Source organism: Cellulophaga sp. (assembly GCF_039943695.1).
Taxonomy (GTDB): Bacteria; Bacteroidota; Bacteroidia; order Flavobacteriales; family Flavobacteriaceae; genus Cellulophaga.
Map to the genome: position 1 here is coordinate 1 of NZ_JBDVAA010000035.1, position 16,934 is coordinate 16,934.

Genomic DNA, 16,934 nt, shown 5'->3' on the forward strand with positions numbered 1-16,934 from the left:
CTTTGGCCTCAATTTCTGCTTCTTTTGCTTTTATTGTTGCATCTATATTCTCTGTAGCATCAACCTTGACAGCTAATTCTTCTTTTATTTTTAACAACTCTTCAATCTCTAAAACACCGTGCTTTTTTTGCAAATCGTACAACAGTTGCAATTTAGCGTTTACCTCTTCAAGCAATTTAGGATTAGCTTCTACGCTATTCTCTAAACTTTCAAACTCCTCAAAAATATCATCAACCTCTATAAAAACAGATTGTACACGCTCGTTTAAACTTGTGAATTGCGAACCAAAACCTGCCAATTTGCTAGATGCTTGTTTTAATTCTGTTAATAAATTTAAAATACCAACTTGCTCATCAGAAATTAACTGGTGTCCTTTAGACAAGTGCTCCATAATGTTTTCTACATTATTAAGCTGCTCGTACTGCTCTTCTAATTCTTCTAAAATTCCTTCTTTTAAAGGCGCACTTTCTAACTCACTTAACAAAAAAGTATTATAATCATGTTCTTTAATACCATCTTGTTTTTCTTGTAGCAATAACTCTAATGCTTTGGTTTCCTTTTTAAATAAACGCAAATCTTTTTCATAAATAGCTAAAAGATCTGCATTAGAAGCTAAACCATCTATTACTTTAAATTGATAGGCATTATCTCCTAATTGTAGCGTTTGGTTTTGAGAGTGAACATCTATTAAACTATCTCCTAAAGCGGTTAAAGTTGCTAACCTAACAGGAGAATCATTAATAAAAGCTCTAGACTTACCACTTGGCAGTATCACTCTCCTAATAATAGTGTGTTCTTCATAATCCACGTCATTATCATTAAAAAAAGACTTAAGATTGTATTTGCCTATAGAGAACTCTGCCTCTATAACACATTTTTTTTCCTTATCTCTTAATGATGATAAATCTGCTCGCTTACCTAGCACTAATGCTAAACCACCTAATAAGATAGATTTACCCGCGCCAGTTTCTCCGGTTATTACCGTAAAACCATTGGTAAAAGACACATTTAAATGGTCTATTAAAGCGTAATTTTTTATAGAAAGTGTTACTAACAATTTGTGTAATTAAAAATTACATCAAATATAATTATAATATAAAAAGTGAGGGTTAATATTTTATTTTATTCCACGTACTAGAATAAAATGGTGCTGCTGTATTTAAAACTTCTTTAAGTTTTACAACGTCCATTTTAGGGCCATCAGAAAAAATACTTACAATTTCATCTGATTTTGCATCAAAAAATGTTTGCAACACAAACGCATTAGTTCTACGCTTAGCTATAGTAGACAGCAAACGTATAGTACCAGAAATTACTTGTTTTCCTGTACTGTTATTATCTGCAAGCACATCCATACCTTTTCTATGGTAGTTATACATTGCAACTCTATATTCTCTATAAGCGTTAGATAAAATGTTATCTACAAGTTCAAAACGAGTTCTTTCACTAGAAGACTGACTCCACCCTGCTGCACTACTACCCTGAGCTTGAGTAACAATACCTTGTGCTTTTTTAAAATGTTCTGTACCTCCCTCTAGAGCAAAACTATCTGCATCTAAACCTAACATAATATATGCATAGTAAGACATTACACCTACCAAATTAGAATCAAACGTATTTTGGTTATACACCAATGGCTGAAACTCTATATAATTAAAATTAAACTGATTGTCTTTATAATTAAAAATAGGTGTCTCGTATGATGTGTTAAAAACAGGTCTAGAAGATTGTATTTGAATATTTGCTTTAAAACTATTAGATGAGTACTCTGTAACAGTAATAAACATTCTAGAGTTTACACGCTCTTGCTCTTTATAAATACGATTTGTCCACTTAGTTTTATTCATAAAATCATTAAGCGCACGCTCTAATGTTTTAAAAACTTGCTGGTTTGTTTGCCCTACTTGGTCAGAGTTTACTGTTACTGTACAGTTAAGTTCTTGTGCCGTGGCAGTAGAAAAAATAGCAAAACAAAAAAAAGCAATTATAAGTTTATACATTCGTTTTTATAATAATTTCATTTACAATATCTAAGGCAACATCTGCCTTTGTCTTTAGTTTAAACGTTTTTATATTTAATTTCTTATCTATAATTGATATTTTATTGGTTGATTTTCCAAAACCAGCTCCTGTATCATTTAAAGAGTTAAGTATTATAATATCTAAATTCTTCTTTTTAAGCTTTTTTGTAGCGTTTTCTACTTCGTTTTGAGTCTCTAACGCAAAGCCTACTAAAAATTGATGCTTCTTTTGTTCTCCTAAAGAAAATAAAATATCCTTATTTTTAACAAGAGTTATTTGCATCTCAGCATCATTCTTTTTTATTTTTTGATCTGCAATAGTTTTAGGCTTATAATCTGCAACTGCAGCAGCACATATAGCAATATCAAAATGCACATAATGTTTATGTACTTCATCATACATTTCATCTGCAGATTTTACAAGTACAAGTGTAACATTATCATGAGAAATAGTTAGGTGTGACGGGCCAGAAACTAAAACTACTTTAGCTCCTTTGTTTGCTGCTGCCAAAGCAAGCTCATACCCCATTTTACCAGATGAGTGATTGCCTATAAAACGCACAGGATCTATTGCTTCATAAGTAGGACCAGCTGTAATAATTACTTTTTTACCACTTAGCGGCAAACCTGTATTTAAAAATTGTTTTAAGTGCTGCACTATATCTTCTGGCTCTGCCATTCTACCTTCACCATGTAAGCCACTAGCCAACTCACCTTCCCTTGCAGGTATCATAATATTACCAAAAGAAGTAAGCTTATCAAAAGAAGCCAAAGTAGACGGGTGCTTATACATATCTAAATCCATTGCCGGAGCAAAAAACACAGGACATTTAGCAGATAAATACGTTGCCAATAATAAATTATCACAAACACCATTTGCCATTTTAGACAAAGTATTTGCTGTTGCCGGAGCAATAACCATTAAATCTGCCCACAAACCCATTTCTACATGATTGTTCCAAGATGTTCCTTCTTCTTTATCCTCACTAACAAAAGATGTTAATACTGGATTTTTAGATAGCGTAGCTAAGGTAAGTGGAGAAACAAAAGAGCTGGCGCTATCCGTTAAAATAACTTTAACGTTAGCGCCAGCTTTTATTAGTAAGCGAACAAGAAATGTAGTTTTGTATGCAGCAATACCTCCGGTTATTCCTAAAAGGATATTTTTACCACCTAACATCTCTATGAGTCTTTCGCTGTATTTCTATGGTATATTCTATCCTCTAACCACTCTGTTACTGCTAACGCGTGTGGCTTTGGTAATTTTTCATAAAACTTAGAAACTTCAATCTGCTCTTTGTTTTCAAAAATTTCATCTAAACTATCGTTGTACGTAGCAAACTCTTCTAACTTTTCTAAAAGTTCTTTTTTAATATCAGAATTAATCTGTATTGCTCTTTTAGAAACTATAGAAATTGCTTCGTATATATTCCCTGTACCAGCATCAAACTCATTTTTATTAATGGTAGTTGTAGATACAGCTGCTTTTGAATTCTTCAAGTCGTTCATATTCATAGCCTAATATTTATTTTGAATAATTTTGTAATTCTTTATCTATTTTCTCCTTCATATTATTTGCCTTTTTAGCAAATTCTGTTTCAGGAAAAGTCTTCATTAACTTACCGTATGCTTCATTAGCATTTTTTAAACGTTCTTCCTTTTTATAAGGATGACTGTTTATTGCTAAATTATAAGCTGCAAGCGTTTTGTAATATAATGCTTCTTCTTTATAAATAGAACCTGGATTGTCTATCATAAAGTTTTCTAATGCTTTAATTGCTGATATAGAGTATTCTAAATCGTAAAACTCACCTAATTTAGTAAATTGCTTTGCAATTTCTATAGATTTTTTTTCTTTTTTAGTTATTAGCTTAGCAGCAATCTCATTTGCTTCTGCTAAATACTCAGAATCTGGGTATGTATTTATAAAATTCTGCATCTTTAACAATGCCTTATCTGTATCTGTCTGATCTAAAGAATAGTTACGAGACAAGTGAGCATAACTCTTAGCTCCCATAAAAGAAGCTTCTTGCACTTTTTCACTTCTAGGATATGCTTTTATAAAACGCTCAAAATGATAACCCGCATCATTGTACATTCTTATTTCATAGTAGCTATTTGCGTTAAAAAACATTACACGCTCACCTTGTGGCTTACCTACATATTTAGGTGTTATTTGCTCAAACAAACGGTTAGCTCTTTTAAAATCGCCTTCGTTATAAAACTTTTCGGCCATTTCATATTTAGCTTTAATATCTTGGTTTTTTAATACTTTTTGGTATTCACTACAAGAGCCCAAGACTAACACCAATAATAAAAGAGGTAATATTTTCTTCATTCTTAAAAACATTTTGCAAAATTAGTCATTCTATACGGATATAAAAAACATTTTTTATACCGCTAAAATAGGAATGCCAATATTGTTTGCACTAGTTTTTGGCTAAGTTTTAACTTAATATTTTATTAAAATGATAAAAAGTTAAGCCATTTGCTTATTAAAACTATTCATAAACCCATTTATTGTTGACTTTAATTCTGGCGTAGCTTCTAATAAAGGTAAACGAACTTTAGCTGTAGATAATTCTAAATAATCAAAAATTGCTTTTATACCTGCAGGATTTCCTTCTCTAAAAATATAATCTATAATATCATGTACTTTATTATACAACAAATGTGCATCTGCTGCATTATTTTCTAACCCTAAAGATATAATTTTAGAAAATTCTGCAGGTATGCCTTGTCCTATTACAGAAATAACTCCAGAACCTCCTGCTAAAACAGTAGATAATGCTGTAAAATCGTCTCCAGAAATAACCATAAAGTCTTTTGGCTTATCTTTTATGATAGACAGTATTTGTACCATATCTCCGCAAGCTTCTTTAATAGCAACAATATTACTAAAGTCTTTTGCTAACCTAACCGTTGTAGATGCCAACATATTGCTACCTGTTCTGCCAGGTACGTTATACACTATAATTGGCTTAGGTGACGCTAAAGATATAGCTTTAAAATGCTGATAAATTCCTTCTTGAGTTGGCTTATTGTAATAAGGAGAAACAGATAAAATTGCAGCAAAATCACTTAAATCTCTTTCTTTAAGTTCTGCAACAACAGCCATTGTATTATTGCCTCCAACACCCAATACTAAAGGTAATCTCCCGGCATTTACCTTAACAACAGTATCTATAACCAACTGTTTTTCTTCTGCTGTAAGTGTTGCAGGTTCTCCTGTAGTCCCAAGAACCACTAAATAATTAATACCATTAGCTATATTGTATTCTACAATATTTTGCAACGCTGTAACATCTACAGACAAATCTGACTTAAAGGGCGTAACTAGCGCAACACCAGTACCAACTAACTCTTTCACACGTATAAATTTAATCATCAAAATTTAAGAACGTGCTTTACATAGTAGTACGTTCTTTTTATATTTCATTTAAAACTGAGAGATATTTTCCCAGCTCTTTTTTAAAAATGCTAAAATCTTTAATTGGTATATTTAAGATTAAATCATTCAAATTTTCATCAACTTCTCCAAAACCAACTTTTAACCTAGCTTTAGACTGCATAGTTACCAATTGCAACAATAAGTTATCTTCTGTATAATAACTAATAAGCATATCATACTCATTATCTAAAAATTCTAATGCGTAACTATTTTCTATTTTTGCTCCCCAACCTAAATCTTCCTCCGAAAAAACCGGAGTTGAATAAGGAGAGTTTTTATCATGCTCTGCTTTGTAACCAATAATTTTTAATGCATTTGGCTGCAAAGAAAACTCCTTAATAAACTCATTAAAAACTGTACCGTCTGGAACATTGTCCAAATCTACAATACAACCAACCTTACTTATTCCTTTTTTTATTCTAGAACAAGTAACACGCTTGTTTTTATTTTCGTTTAAAAATTTTACCGCTGCCTTGCGCTTAAATTTATTTTTTATGCCTTTTAACATGCAATTTTACATTTACACAAATGTAATTATTATCTAGCACAATTTAATGCAAAGATACAAAGCTACTTTGTTTTTTAAATAAAACATTTTGTTATAAATATAACAAATATTAAATCACACAAGGAAGCTAATTACAAAATATTGATTTACAATCTATTACTATTTTTCAAAATTTAATCGAGCTTTGTTAAAAAATCTTTCTCTGTTATAATTGGTACATTTAAACTCTCTGCCTTTGTACGTTTGCTAGGTCCCATTTTATCGCCAGCTATTAAAAAAGAAGTTTTAGATGAAATAGAAGAACCAACTTTACCCCCATTATCCTCTATTAATTTTTTAAGGTCGTTTCTACTCATTTCAAAAACTCCAGATACTACATATGTTTCTCCTTTTAATTTTTCAGTCTGGTTTAAAAGTTTTTCTGCAGACACCTGAAATTGAAGTCCGTAACTTTTTAACCTATTTATACTCTCCAAATTAATTTCATTCTGAAAAAACTCTACCACACTAGAAGCTATACGCTCTCCTATTTCATCTACTGTAGCTAATTCTAATGCAGAAGCATACATTAAAGCATCTATATTTTTATAAGCCTTTGCTAATTTCTTAGCTACCGTTTCACCTACAAATCGTATTCCTAAAGCAAACAAAACACGCTCAAAAGGTATCTCCACAGAAGCCACAACACCTTTTACAAGATTCTCTGCAGATTTTTTTGCCATACGCTCTAACGGCAGTAATTGTTCTACTGTTAAGGTATACAAGTCTGCATAATTCTTTATCAACCCTTCTTTAAATAGTAACTCTACCGTTTCACTACCTAAACCATCTATATCCATTGCTTTTCTGGATATAAAATGCTGAATTTTACCTGTTATTTGTGGCGGACAACCATATTCATTAGGGCAATAATGCTTTGCATCGCCCTCTGTTCTTATTAATTCTGTATTGCATTCTGGGCAATGTTCTATGTAATGCGTAGGTACAGAGTCTTGTGGTCTTACCTCTAAATTAACACCAACAATTTTAGGGATTATCTCTCCTCCTTTTTCTACAAAAACAGTATCTCCTACTCTAACATCTAATTTTTCTATTTGATCTGCATTATGCAATGATGCTCTTTTTACCGTTGTACCTGCCAACAAAACAGGCTCTAAATTAGCAACAGGAGTAATTGCTCCTGTACGACCAACTTGGTAACTTATTTCATTTAAAACCGTAGAAACCTGCTCTGCTTTAAATTTATAAGCCATTGCCCAACGTGGAGATTTAGAAGTATATCCTAGCTCTTCTTGGTAACGTAATGTATTTACTTTAACCACTACTCCATCTGTTTCATAAGGCAACTCATGCCTATGAACATCCCAATACTCTACAAAAGCCATAACTTCATCTACACTTTTACAAAGTTTAGCTACAGTTGGCACTTTAAACCCCCAGGAACGTGTTTTTTCTAATGCATCAAACTGAGTTTCTAAATTTAAGTTAGCCCCAACAACACTATACAATAAACACTCTAAAGGGCGTTGAGCAACCAAAGAGCTATCTTGTAATTTTAAACTACCAGATGCTGTATTTCTGGGGTTCATATAAGGATCTTCGCCATTTGCTACTCGCTCTTCATTCATTTTATGAAAACCTTCAAAAGGCAATACAATTTCTCCTCTAATATCAAATTTAGGAGGGTAATCTCCTTTTAACTGTAATGGAACAGATTTTATGGTTTTAATATTAGTTGTTACTTCATCTCCCTGAAAACCATCTCCACGGGTAACTGCACGTACTAATTTACCATCTTCATAAGTTAAACTTATTGAAGCCCCATCATACTTTAACTCGCACGTAAATTCTATATTAGAGTCTCCTAATATTTTTTCTACACGTTTTTCCCAGTCTAACAAATCTTCTTTAGAATAAGAGTTATCTAAAGAATACATTCTATGCTCATGCACAACTGTATTAAAGTTTTTAGTGATTTCTCCTCCAACACGTAATGTTGGCGAATTAGCATCATAAAATTCTGGATGTTTAGCCTCTAAGGCTTGTAATTCTTTTAACTTGATATCAAAATCGTAATCTGATATCGTTGGTGTATCTAAAACATAATAATTATGATTGTGTTTGCGTAGCTCATCACGCAATGCTTCAATTTGCTCTTTTACAGACATCCTTACTTCTATTTTTTCTTATTCAGTATTTTTAGTAGACTGAATGAATATTTTTTATTAAAACTAATTTTTAATTTCTCCTTTTAACATCCTATCATTACCAAACATATCATTTTTTAAAATGATGTTTTTATAATCTTGCTTCTCTAAAAGGGCCTTTGTTTCTTTTCCTAAGTATTGGTTAATTTCAAAATACAACTTACCACCATCTACCAAATAATTTACTGCAAAATTTGTAATTGCATCGTAAAAAACAAGTGGCTTACTATCAGAAACAAACAATGCCAAACTTGGCTCGTTATCCAATACGTTTCTATTCATTTCTACTTTCTCTAACTCCCTAACATAAGGCGGGTTAGATACAATAACATCAAATTTTTGCTTAAGATTAGGTTCTTCTAATATACTTTTTTCTATAAAAGTTACCGATACATTATTGGCTTCTGCATTATTTTTTGCAACCTCTAAAGCATTTTTAGAAACATCCAAAGCAAACACCTTTGCCTTAGGCAAGTTTTTAGCCAAACTAATAGCTATACAGCCACTACCTGTGCCAATATCTAGAATAGTAATTTCTTGATTAATGTCCACTTCACTTAAAATCCAACTTACCAATTCCTCTGTTTCTGGCCTAGGAATTAACACATTAGAATTTACGTTAAAATCTAACCCCATAAAATGTGCAGTTTTAAAAATATACTGTATTGGTACATTTTTTTTTAACTGTTCTATGGTAGAAAACAAAACACCTTCTTCTTCTTTTTTAACCACATAATCTGGTTGCATAGCAAGTATAAATCTTTCTAATTTAAGATAATGCTCTATAGTCATATAAAAAAAACTATCTACCTCTTCTACAGGATACATAGCATCTAATTCTATATGAAAAATTTTCTTTATTTCTTTTAACAACATACTAAAAAATCAATATATAAAATCTATCAACTAAAGCTCTAATAACATAAAAACAGGGCAAGAATAATGCCCCGTATCTCCCATACGGCAATCTATATACTTAAAACCTGTTTTTTTATATAGTTTTTGAGCATCTTTCATATATGGCATTGTCTCTAAATAACACTTTTTAAAACGATATTCACGCGCCTTAGAAATACAAGCATCCATCATTTTACTTCCCAAACCTTTACCCCTTGCCTCTTCTAAAAAATACATTTTTTGCAATTCGCAAGTATCAGTATCATAATTTTCTAATTGCGCTACTCCTGCACAACCTAAAATTTTGCCATTTACTTCTGCTACAAAATAAGTTGCTTTGGGTACATTATAGTTTTCATACATAGAATCTAATGCTTTATCTGCATAAGCAGTACCAACTTTTGGAACACCAAGATCTACCAACACTTGCCTAATTACCTCTGCTACAGATGCATTATCTTTTTGTAAAATAGGCCTTATTACTACATTATCCATGAAACAAATACTATATCTTAATATTATTCTATTTTTGCGAAGTGAAGATACATGAAAAATACATTTTACGTTGTATAGAAATTGCCAAAAACGGTTTAGGTTCTACTTTTCCAAACCCAATGGTTGGCGCAGTAATTGTGCATAACAATGTAATAATTGGAGAGGGTTTTACTTCTCCGTACGGAGGCTCCCACGCAGAAGTTAATGCAATAAAAAGCGTTAAGGACAAACTAGCTTTAAAAGAAGCTACTATATATGTTACCTTAGAGCCTTGCTCCCACTACGGAAAAACTCCACCTTGCGCAGATTTAATTATAAAACATAAAATACCTAATGTTGTTATAGGGTTAAAAGATCCGCATGAAAAAGTAGCTGGTAACGGAATTAAAAAACTTAAAAAGGCAGGATGCAATGTAACAATAGGTGTTTTAGAGAAGGAATGTAGAGATCATCATAAGCGTTTTTTATGCTTTTACGAGAAAAAGAGACCTTATATTATATTAAAATGGGCAGAAACTAGTGATGGCTTTATTGCCCCGTTACAAGAAAAACGAAACAGTACTCCAGAACCTTTTTGGATAACTAATAAAGCATCTAGACAACTTGTACACCAATGGAGAAGCGAGGAACAAGGAATTTTAGTAGGCACAAATACAGTTATAAAAGACAACCCTAAATTAGATGTTAGAAATTGGTATGGCACACCTCCTACAAGAATTGTTTTAGACAAAAATCTAAAGATTGATATAAATAAAAACATATTAGATACATCTGTAAATACGATTGTACTTACCGAGAAAGCTAATCATGAAAAGCAACTAGATGGTATTAACTACGAAGAAATAGACTTTAAAAAACCATTAGCTACTGAAATCTGTAGAGTTTTACACAAAAAAAATATCCTTAGTGTAATTATAGAAGGCGGCACTAAAACATTACAAACGTTTATTGATGCTAACCTTTGGGATGAAGCAAGAGTTTTTAAAGGAGTATCTACATTTAAAGATGGTATTAAAGCTCCAGTGTTTAAAGGAAACCTAAAAACCACAACCAACATTAAAACCGACACTTTAAAGATTTACAACAATGATTAAGAATATAATTTTTGATTTTGGCGATATTTTTATAAATCTAGATAAAACAGCAACCGCTTTAGAATTGAGTAAATTTGGTTTTACAGAAATAACTCCAGAATTAGACACACTAATGAAGAGTTATGAAAAAGGGTTAATCTCTTCTGATGATTTTATAGCTGATACAAATAAAATTTTTACAACAGCTACACCAGAACAACTTAAAATTGCTTGGAACAAAATTATATTAGATTTTCCTGAAGAACGATTAACGTTTATTGAAACTCTTGCCAAAGAAGCAAATTACCGCTTGTTTTTACTTAGCAACACCAATGAATTACACATAGAACAAGTAATTAAAAATATGAATATTGACAGGTACAATAGGTTCAAAAATTGTTTTGAACAGTTTTACTTGTCACACTTAATAAATTTTAGAAAACCAGACGCTGCTATTTATGAGTTTGTATTAAAAGAAAACAACTTAAAGGCTAAAGAATCTTTTTTTATTGATGATACCAAAGAAAATACAATTGCCGCAGAAAAATTAGGAATTAAAAGCTGGAATTTACAAGTTGGCAAAGAAGACATCATCAACCTAAAGAGCAAATTATAGGTATGATAAATTTAGTATTAAGCATTTTATTTTCTAGTCTAATCTTTATAGTATTTAAGCTATTTCATATTTATAAAGTACAAACGCTATATGCTATAATTACAAATTATTTTGTGGCTTGCCTAGTTGGACTATCATTTTACAACACCCCAATTAAACCCACAGAACTACAAAATGAGTCTTGGTTTGGAGGTGCCTTATTTTTAGGAATACTATTTATATTAGTTTTTTACATTATGGCAAAAACGTCTCAAGAACTAGGCGTTTCCGTTGCTTCAGTTTCTACAAAAATGTCTTTAGTAATTCCTGTACTTGGCGGTATTTTTATGTACAATGAAAGCCTGACCACGTTAAAAACAACAGGTATATTACTTGCGCTTTCAGCTGTTTATCTTGCTTCAATAAAAAAAAATACTGGTACGTTTAATATAAAATCTCTTCTACTTCCTTTTTTAGTATTTATTGGTTCCGGAACCATAGATATTACTATTAAATATTTAGAAGAAGCACACGTAGATGAGCAAAAAATACCCTTATTTTCTTCAGTTATATTTATAGCCGCTGGTTTATTTGGTATCATTTTTATACTAATAAGAGCAAAAAAATACCCCCTAAAAATTAACTTAAAAAACTTGATAGCAGGTGTTTTTCTTGGTATTCCTAACTTTTTTTCAATTTATTTTTTAATAAAAGCATTACGTGGATCCGATTTTTCTAGTGCTTCAATTTTTACAATTAACAATGTTGCAATTGTTTTGTTTACCACACTAATTGGTATATTATTTTTTAAAGAAAAACTAAGCGCTAAAAACTGGATAGGGATTGGCTTGGCTATATGTAGTATAATTTTAATGGCATTGTAATATGAATAAAGAAAAAGACACGTATTTAACTATAGACAATCCAAGCCCAGAAATTTTATATAAAGACCGAAAAAGCAAATTCTTTGGTTACGTATTCCCCATAACTACAGAAGATGACGTTAAACCTATTATTGAAGAATTAAAGAAACAACACCACACCGCAAACCACGTCTGCTATGCGTGGCAATTAGGTACAGATAACGTACGATATAGAGCCAATGATGACGGCGAACCTAACAATTCTGCAGGCTTACCTATTTATGGCCAAATACAAGCTTATGACCTTACAAATGTACTTGTTGCTGTTGCTCGTATATTTGGAGGCACAAAACTAGGTGTTGGCGGATTAATAAGCGCCTACAGGACCGCTGCACAAATTGCATTGGACGAAGCAGAAATTAAAAAGAAAATAATAACACAACTATACACACTTACTTTTGATTACAAAGATATGAATAGCGTAATGCGCGTTATAAAGCAAAAAAAACTAGACATTGTATCTCAAAAATTGGAAGCTAACTGCACTTATGTAATCTCTGTTAGAAAAACAAAAGCTGAAGAAGTTTTCAACATTTTTGATACCATGCAGTATATAAAAATTCAAAATTAAAGGTCGTAAAAATCATCAATCTTTTTTAACACATAATTCGGACATTTTACAGGTCTTTTTGTCTCTTTATTTAAGAAAGCCAAAACAGTATTTGCAGTTACTAACAAATCACCTTTTTCATTAAAAATTTCGTAATCAAATTCAATCTTAACAGCTGGTCTTTTTTTAAGTCTTGTAACAACAGTTATAGCATCATCGTACAACGCAGATTGCTTAAAATTTATTTGTAAGGAAATTACTGGCAATATAATACCGTTCTCTTCCATTTTCTTGTAGGAAACGTCTAAATCCTTTAGCCAGCTTAACCTCCCTAGCTCCAAGTACTGCGCATAATTGCCGTGATACACCACACCCATTTGATCTGTTTCTCCGTATCTTACAGTAAAAGTAATTTCATTTTTTCGCATATTATATCAACAAAAATTATATATTTAAAGGGTGAAATATTTTGTGAATACAACATGCAAAAAAAAAACTTGAAATTCAATAGTAATTGATTTTTTTTTTAGAAATTTTGTTCACATATTTGCCTCCCCTGATAAGGAAGTTAACACCCCTTTATTTTCTTTCAGATTAGAACAAAAATACTAACCAAAAAAAAGATTATCTTATAATGAGTGTTACTGCAGAATCAGTATGGAATAATTGTTTGTCTTTTATCAAAGATAACATACAACCCCAAGCATTCAAAACATGGTTTGAACCCATAAAACCAATTAAACTATCTGATAACTCTTTAAGTGTACAAGTTCCTAGTAAATTCTTTTATGAATGGCTAGAAGAGCATTATGTTAAACTATTAAAAGTTTCCCTAACTAAAGAGCTAGGAGAAAGCGCTAAACTAGTTTACATAATAAGAATGGAGAACACATACGGCAACAGAGAGCCGTTTACAGAAAAAATACCAAGTTCTAACAGAACTACAGTTTCTCCTCAAGAATTAGATGTACCAATTAAATCTAAAAATCCTGAGCTAAGAAACCCTTTTGTTATACCAGGTATTAGAAATATTAAAATTGAATCTCAATTAAATCCTAACTATAACTTTGACAACTTTTTAGAAGGTGACTCTAACAGGTTAGCTAGATCTGCAGGTATGGCAGTTGCCAACAAACCAGGCGGAACCTCTTTTAATCCGTTGTTAATTTTTGGAGGTGTTGGTTTAGGTAAAACACACTTAGCACACGCAATTGGTGTAGAAATAAAAGATAAATACCCAGAAAGAACTGTTTTATACATTTCTGCTGAAAAATTTACACAACAGTATATAGAGTCTGTTAAAAAGAACACTAGAAATGATTTTATTCATTTTTATCAATTAATAGATATTTTAATTATTGATGATGTACAGTTTTTATCTGGTAAATCTGGTACGCAAGATGTATTTTTCCACATATTTAACCATTTACATCAAAATGGCAAACAGGTAATTTTAACTTCTGATAAAGCTCCTGTAGATATGCAAGACATAGAACAGCGTTTGCTATCTAGATTTAAATGGGGATTATCTGCTGAATTACAAACTCCAGATTATGAAACTAGAGTTTCCATTTTAAAGAACAAGCTTTATAGAGATGGCGTTGAAATGCCTGAAGAAATTATAGATTACGTTGCTAAAAATATCAAATCTAATATTAGAGAACTAGAAGGTGCCGTTATTTCTTTAATAGCACAATCATCTTTCAACAAAAAAGAAATTACAATAGAACTAGCACAGCAAATTGTAGAAAAATTTGTTAAAAACACAAAAAGAGAAGTATCTATAGACTACATACAAAAAGTAGTTTCTGATTATTTTGAAATGGATGTTTCTACTCTACAGTCTAAAACTAGAAAAAGACATATTGTACAAGCTAGACAATTAGCAATGTTTTTTGCAAAAAGATTTACAAAAGCATCTTTAGCTAGTATTGGATCTCAAATTGGAAAAAGAGACCACGCTACAGTATTACATGCTTGCAAAACTGTTGATAATTTAGCAGAAACAGACAAACAGTTTCGTAAATACATAGAAGATCTTACTAAAAAATTCTCTTAAACTTTTAAGATGAAAACAAAAATACTAATGGTTTGCCTAGGAAATATATGTAGGTCACCATTGGCAGAAGGGATACTTAAAAACAAGGTAGACCCTACTACTACTTTTGTAGATTCTGCAGGTACTGCTGGCTACCATATTGGTAATGCACCTGATCCTAGATCTATTGCTGTTGCAAAAAAATATGGCATAGATATTAGCAAACAAGTTTGCAGAAAATTTACCGTACAAGATTTTGAAGAGTTTACTAATATTTATGTGATGGACAACAGCAATTACAATAATGTAGTTGCACTTGCTCAAAACCAAGAGCAAAAAAACAAAGTTTCTCTTTTATTAGAGCACACAAATACAAGCACCACAGAAGTACCAGACCCATATTACGGAGGCGACCAAGGTTTTGAAAATGTACACAACTTAATAGACCAAGCCTGTAACAATATTGCCAAAACACTTAAAGACCAATAGCTATGGACAACACAACCAAAACAGGAAAAATATACTTAATCCCTACTACCTTAGGAGACAATGAACCCTTAGAAGTGTTGCCCATTTCTATTAAGCGTACTATTGAACAAATAGATTATTATATTGTAGAAAACGAAAAAACAGCAAGAAGGTTTATAAAAAAAATAAGCTCAGGAAAATCTCAACCAAGCTTACATATAGAATTAATTAACAAATTTACAGACCCACAAACAATACCTAGCTTCTTAAACCCTTGTTTTGAAGGAAAAAACATAGGAATAATATCTGAAGCTGGTTGCCCAGGAATAGCTGACCCTGGTGCAGAGGTAGTAAAAATTGCGCATCAAAAAAACATACAAGTTGTACCTTTAGTAGGACCTTCTTCTATATTTTTAGCACTAATGGCTAGTGGATTAAACGGGCAAAGCTTTGCGTTTAATGGCTATTTACCTATTGATAATGGAGAAAGAAAAGCTACTATTAAAAAAATGGAACGCATCTCCAAGGATAACAATCAGTCACAGATATTTATAGAAACACCGTACAGAAATGATAAATTGTTAGCTGAGTTTTTAAAAACACTTGCTCCGCATACACTATTATGTATTGCAACAGACATTACTTTACCAACAGAGCAAATAGCAACTAACACTATTGCTGATTGGAAAAAAATTAATGTAGACCTAAACAAAAGACCAACAATATTTCTTTTTCAAGCATAAAAAAAGCCTCGCATTACGCTGAGGCTTTTTCCATTTTCATTGTGTAGTACTTTAAATTCTTGGGTTTCTTACCGACTTTACCGCAGATACATCGTATCCTGCAAAGATTTTCATGTAATAAACAATACTAGATCCATAAGCATCTTGCACTGTATGAGTACCTCTAGAACGTAAAAACTTTTTTACGTTACCTGGTCCTGCTAAATGTGCTGCTGCCAAGATTCCAGATTCTGTTATTTCCAATCCGGCTATTTTACGACCTGCAAATCGCTTAATATCTCTACGCAAAATCCATTTATTTCTACACAAGTTGGTATAAAATACCTTTTCTTGTAAGATTGGATTGCTTAAAAAGGCTGTTACATTTGTAACCCCTAATAACTGCAGTGTTTCTGTACCAAACTGATACTTACCTAAGTACCCTAACGTATTGGTTACAAAATAATCTCCCTGAGACTCCTTAAATGCAAGAGCTTCTTTAAATGCATTGTATGAATCCCCTAAAAAAGGTGGATTTACACTCAACATTTCATCATCATCATTTACAATAGTAGTTTTGTATTTGGGATACAAAACTTCAGTAGGTTCATCTATTTTAAGTGTTTTAGGCAATGCTACAGTTCCTATTTTTGGCGCAATAATATTGTAACTAAAACTCGTTAAAATAAAAATCATGATTAGGGGGATTAATTTACTAATCCACTTTCTCATATAGTTTCATTTCTTAAGACTTACAGTCTAATATTAAATTAATATTAAGTCCGCTTAAATTTCTCGGGTGCAAATTTACCTCTCATATTGTTCTTAGAATGTTAAAAAAGCATAAAAGATGAGATTTTTAGGATATTCGACACCAATTAACGGATAAAGTGCTTATCTGTTAATGTTTTGCTTATTTATCCATCGGATATACTGCTCTTTATTTCGGTTATGTTGCGATAATGTCTTCGCAAACTTGTGATAAC

At 31.7% G+C, this 16,934-nt stretch carries 19 protein-coding genes; 7 read left to right on the forward strand and 12 right to left on the reverse strand.

The window, feature by feature from the left end; all coding sequences use genetic code 11:
• The 10 genes from ABJD66_RS02890 to ABJD66_RS02935 form a co-directional block, all read right to left on the reverse strand.
• The coding region (locus tag ABJD66_RS02890; RefSeq protein ID WP_348128008.1) for an AAA family ATPase at nt 1-1,057 on the reverse strand (1,057 nt) is incomplete at its 3' end.
• Between the two features lie 52 nt (nt 1,058-1,109).
• Nucleotides 1,110-2,000, reverse strand: a complete 891-nt coding sequence (locus ABJD66_RS02895) for a DUF4835 family protein (protein WP_348128010.1) — start codon at nt 1,998-2,000, stop codon at nt 1,110-1,112.
• Nucleotides 1,993-3,201: a bifunctional phosphopantothenoylcysteine decarboxylase/phosphopantothenate--cysteine ligase CoaBC gene (coaBC, locus tag ABJD66_RS02900; RefSeq protein ID WP_348128013.1), complete on the reverse strand. Its 1,209-nt coding sequence runs from the start codon at nt 3,199-3,201 to the stop codon at nt 1,993-1,995. Before coaBC ends, ABJD66_RS02895 begins: the two co-directional genes overlap by 8 nt.
• 2 nt (nt 3,202-3,203) lie before the next feature.
• Nucleotides 3,204-3,536 (reverse strand): DNA-directed RNA polymerase subunit omega, encoded by a 333-nt coding sequence (locus ABJD66_RS02905; protein ID WP_013622851.1) that lies wholly within the window; start codon nt 3,534-3,536, stop codon nt 3,204-3,206.
• Between the two features lie 10 nt (nt 3,537-3,546).
• Nucleotides 3,547-4,359 carry an outer membrane protein assembly factor BamD gene (gene bamD / locus ABJD66_RS02910; RefSeq protein ID WP_100895642.1) on the reverse strand — a complete coding sequence of 271 codons (813 nt, stop codon included), beginning with the start codon at nt 4,357-4,359 and terminating at the stop codon, nt 3,547-3,549.
• 141 nt (nt 4,360-4,500) lie between these two features.
• Nucleotides 4,501-5,391 (reverse strand): 4-hydroxy-tetrahydrodipicolinate synthase, encoded by an 891-nt coding sequence (dapA, locus tag ABJD66_RS02915; RefSeq protein WP_348128017.1) that lies wholly within the window; start codon nt 5,389-5,391, stop codon nt 4,501-4,503.
• A gap of 58 nt (nt 5,392-5,449) precedes the next feature.
• Entirely contained in the window at nt 5,450-5,980 is a 531-nt protein-coding gene (locus tag ABJD66_RS02920) for a hypothetical protein (RefSeq protein WP_100895640.1), read from the reverse strand.
• 173 nt (nt 5,981-6,153) lie between these two features.
• A complete protein-coding gene (ligA, locus tag ABJD66_RS02925) occupies nt 6,154-8,148 on the reverse strand; it encodes an NAD-dependent DNA ligase LigA (RefSeq protein ID WP_348128020.1) in 1,995 nt (664 codons plus the stop codon).
• Nucleotides 8,149-8,211: 63 nt separating this feature from the next.
• Nucleotides 8,212-9,063, reverse strand: a complete 852-nt coding sequence (gene prmC / locus ABJD66_RS02930) for a peptide chain release factor N(5)-glutamine methyltransferase (protein ID WP_348128023.1) — start codon at nt 9,061-9,063, stop codon at nt 8,212-8,214.
• Between the two features lie 30 nt (nt 9,064-9,093).
• Nucleotides 9,094-9,579 carry a GNAT family N-acetyltransferase gene (locus tag ABJD66_RS02935; RefSeq protein ID WP_303541430.1) on the reverse strand — a complete coding sequence of 162 codons (486 nt, stop codon included), beginning with the start codon at nt 9,577-9,579 and terminating at the stop codon, nt 9,094-9,096.
• A gap of 41 nt (nt 9,580-9,620) precedes the next feature.
• Between ABJD66_RS02935 and ribD the strand changes: the two genes are divergently transcribed.
• Genes ribD through ABJD66_RS02955 form a run of 4 tightly spaced genes read left to right on the forward strand, consistent with a single transcriptional unit; the run spans nt 9,621 to nt 12,741 of the window.
• Nucleotides 9,621-10,673 carry a bifunctional diaminohydroxyphosphoribosylaminopyrimidine deaminase/5-amino-6-(5-phosphoribosylamino)uracil reductase RibD gene (ribD, locus tag ABJD66_RS02940; protein ID WP_348128027.1) on the forward strand — a complete coding sequence of 351 codons (1,053 nt, stop codon included), beginning with the start codon at nt 9,621-9,623 and terminating at the stop codon, nt 10,671-10,673.
• Nucleotides 10,666-11,268 (forward strand): HAD-IA family hydrolase, encoded by a 603-nt coding sequence (locus ABJD66_RS02945; RefSeq protein ID WP_348128030.1) that lies wholly within the window; start codon nt 10,666-10,668, stop codon nt 11,266-11,268. The genes ribD and ABJD66_RS02945 overlap by 8 nt, the downstream gene beginning before the upstream one ends.
• Nucleotides 11,269-11,270: 2 nt before the next feature.
• The gene (locus ABJD66_RS02950; protein ID WP_348128033.1) at nt 11,271-12,131 is read left to right on the forward strand and encodes a DMT family transporter; all 861 of its coding nucleotides are present in this window, start codon (nt 11,271-11,273) and stop codon (nt 12,129-12,131) included.
• 1 nt (nt 12,132) lies between these two features.
• A complete protein-coding gene (locus tag ABJD66_RS02955; protein ID WP_100895633.1) occupies nt 12,133-12,741 on the forward strand; it encodes a YigZ family protein in 609 nt (202 codons plus the stop codon).
• Here ABJD66_RS02955 and ABJD66_RS02960 read toward each other — a convergent pair.
• Complete coding sequence (locus ABJD66_RS02960) at nt 12,738-13,148, reverse strand: thioesterase family protein (protein ID WP_348128036.1); 411 nt, start codon at nt 13,146-13,148, stop codon at nt 12,738-12,740. The genes ABJD66_RS02955 and ABJD66_RS02960 overlap by 4 nt on opposite strands.
• Nucleotides 13,149-13,354: 206 nt before the next feature.
• Here ABJD66_RS02960 and dnaA point away from each other — a divergent pair, with 206 nt between their 5' ends.
• From dnaA to ABJD66_RS02975, 3 genes are read left to right on the forward strand one after another with little or no spacing between them, the layout of a single operon-like run.
• Nucleotides 13,355-14,779: a chromosomal replication initiator protein DnaA gene (gene dnaA / locus ABJD66_RS02965; protein WP_077402668.1), complete on the forward strand. Its 1,425-nt coding sequence runs from the start codon at nt 13,355-13,357 to the stop codon at nt 14,777-14,779.
• 9 nt (nt 14,780-14,788) lie between these two features.
• Nucleotides 14,789-15,247, forward strand: coding sequence for a low molecular weight protein-tyrosine-phosphatase (locus ABJD66_RS02970; RefSeq protein ID WP_348128040.1), 459 nt, complete (start codon nt 14,789-14,791; stop codon nt 15,245-15,247).
• A 2-nt stretch (nt 15,248-15,249) separates the two neighbouring features.
• Nucleotides 15,250-15,969, forward strand: coding sequence for an SAM-dependent methyltransferase (locus ABJD66_RS02975; protein WP_348128043.1), 720 nt, complete (start codon nt 15,250-15,252; stop codon nt 15,967-15,969).
• Between the two features lie 51 nt (nt 15,970-16,020).
• On the opposite strand, the gene ABJD66_RS02980 is transcribed toward ABJD66_RS02975, so the two are convergent.
• Nucleotides 16,021-16,680, reverse strand: coding sequence for a hypothetical protein (locus tag ABJD66_RS02980; protein WP_348128046.1), 660 nt, complete (start codon nt 16,678-16,680; stop codon nt 16,021-16,023).
• Nucleotides 16,681-16,934: the final 254 nt, after the last annotated feature.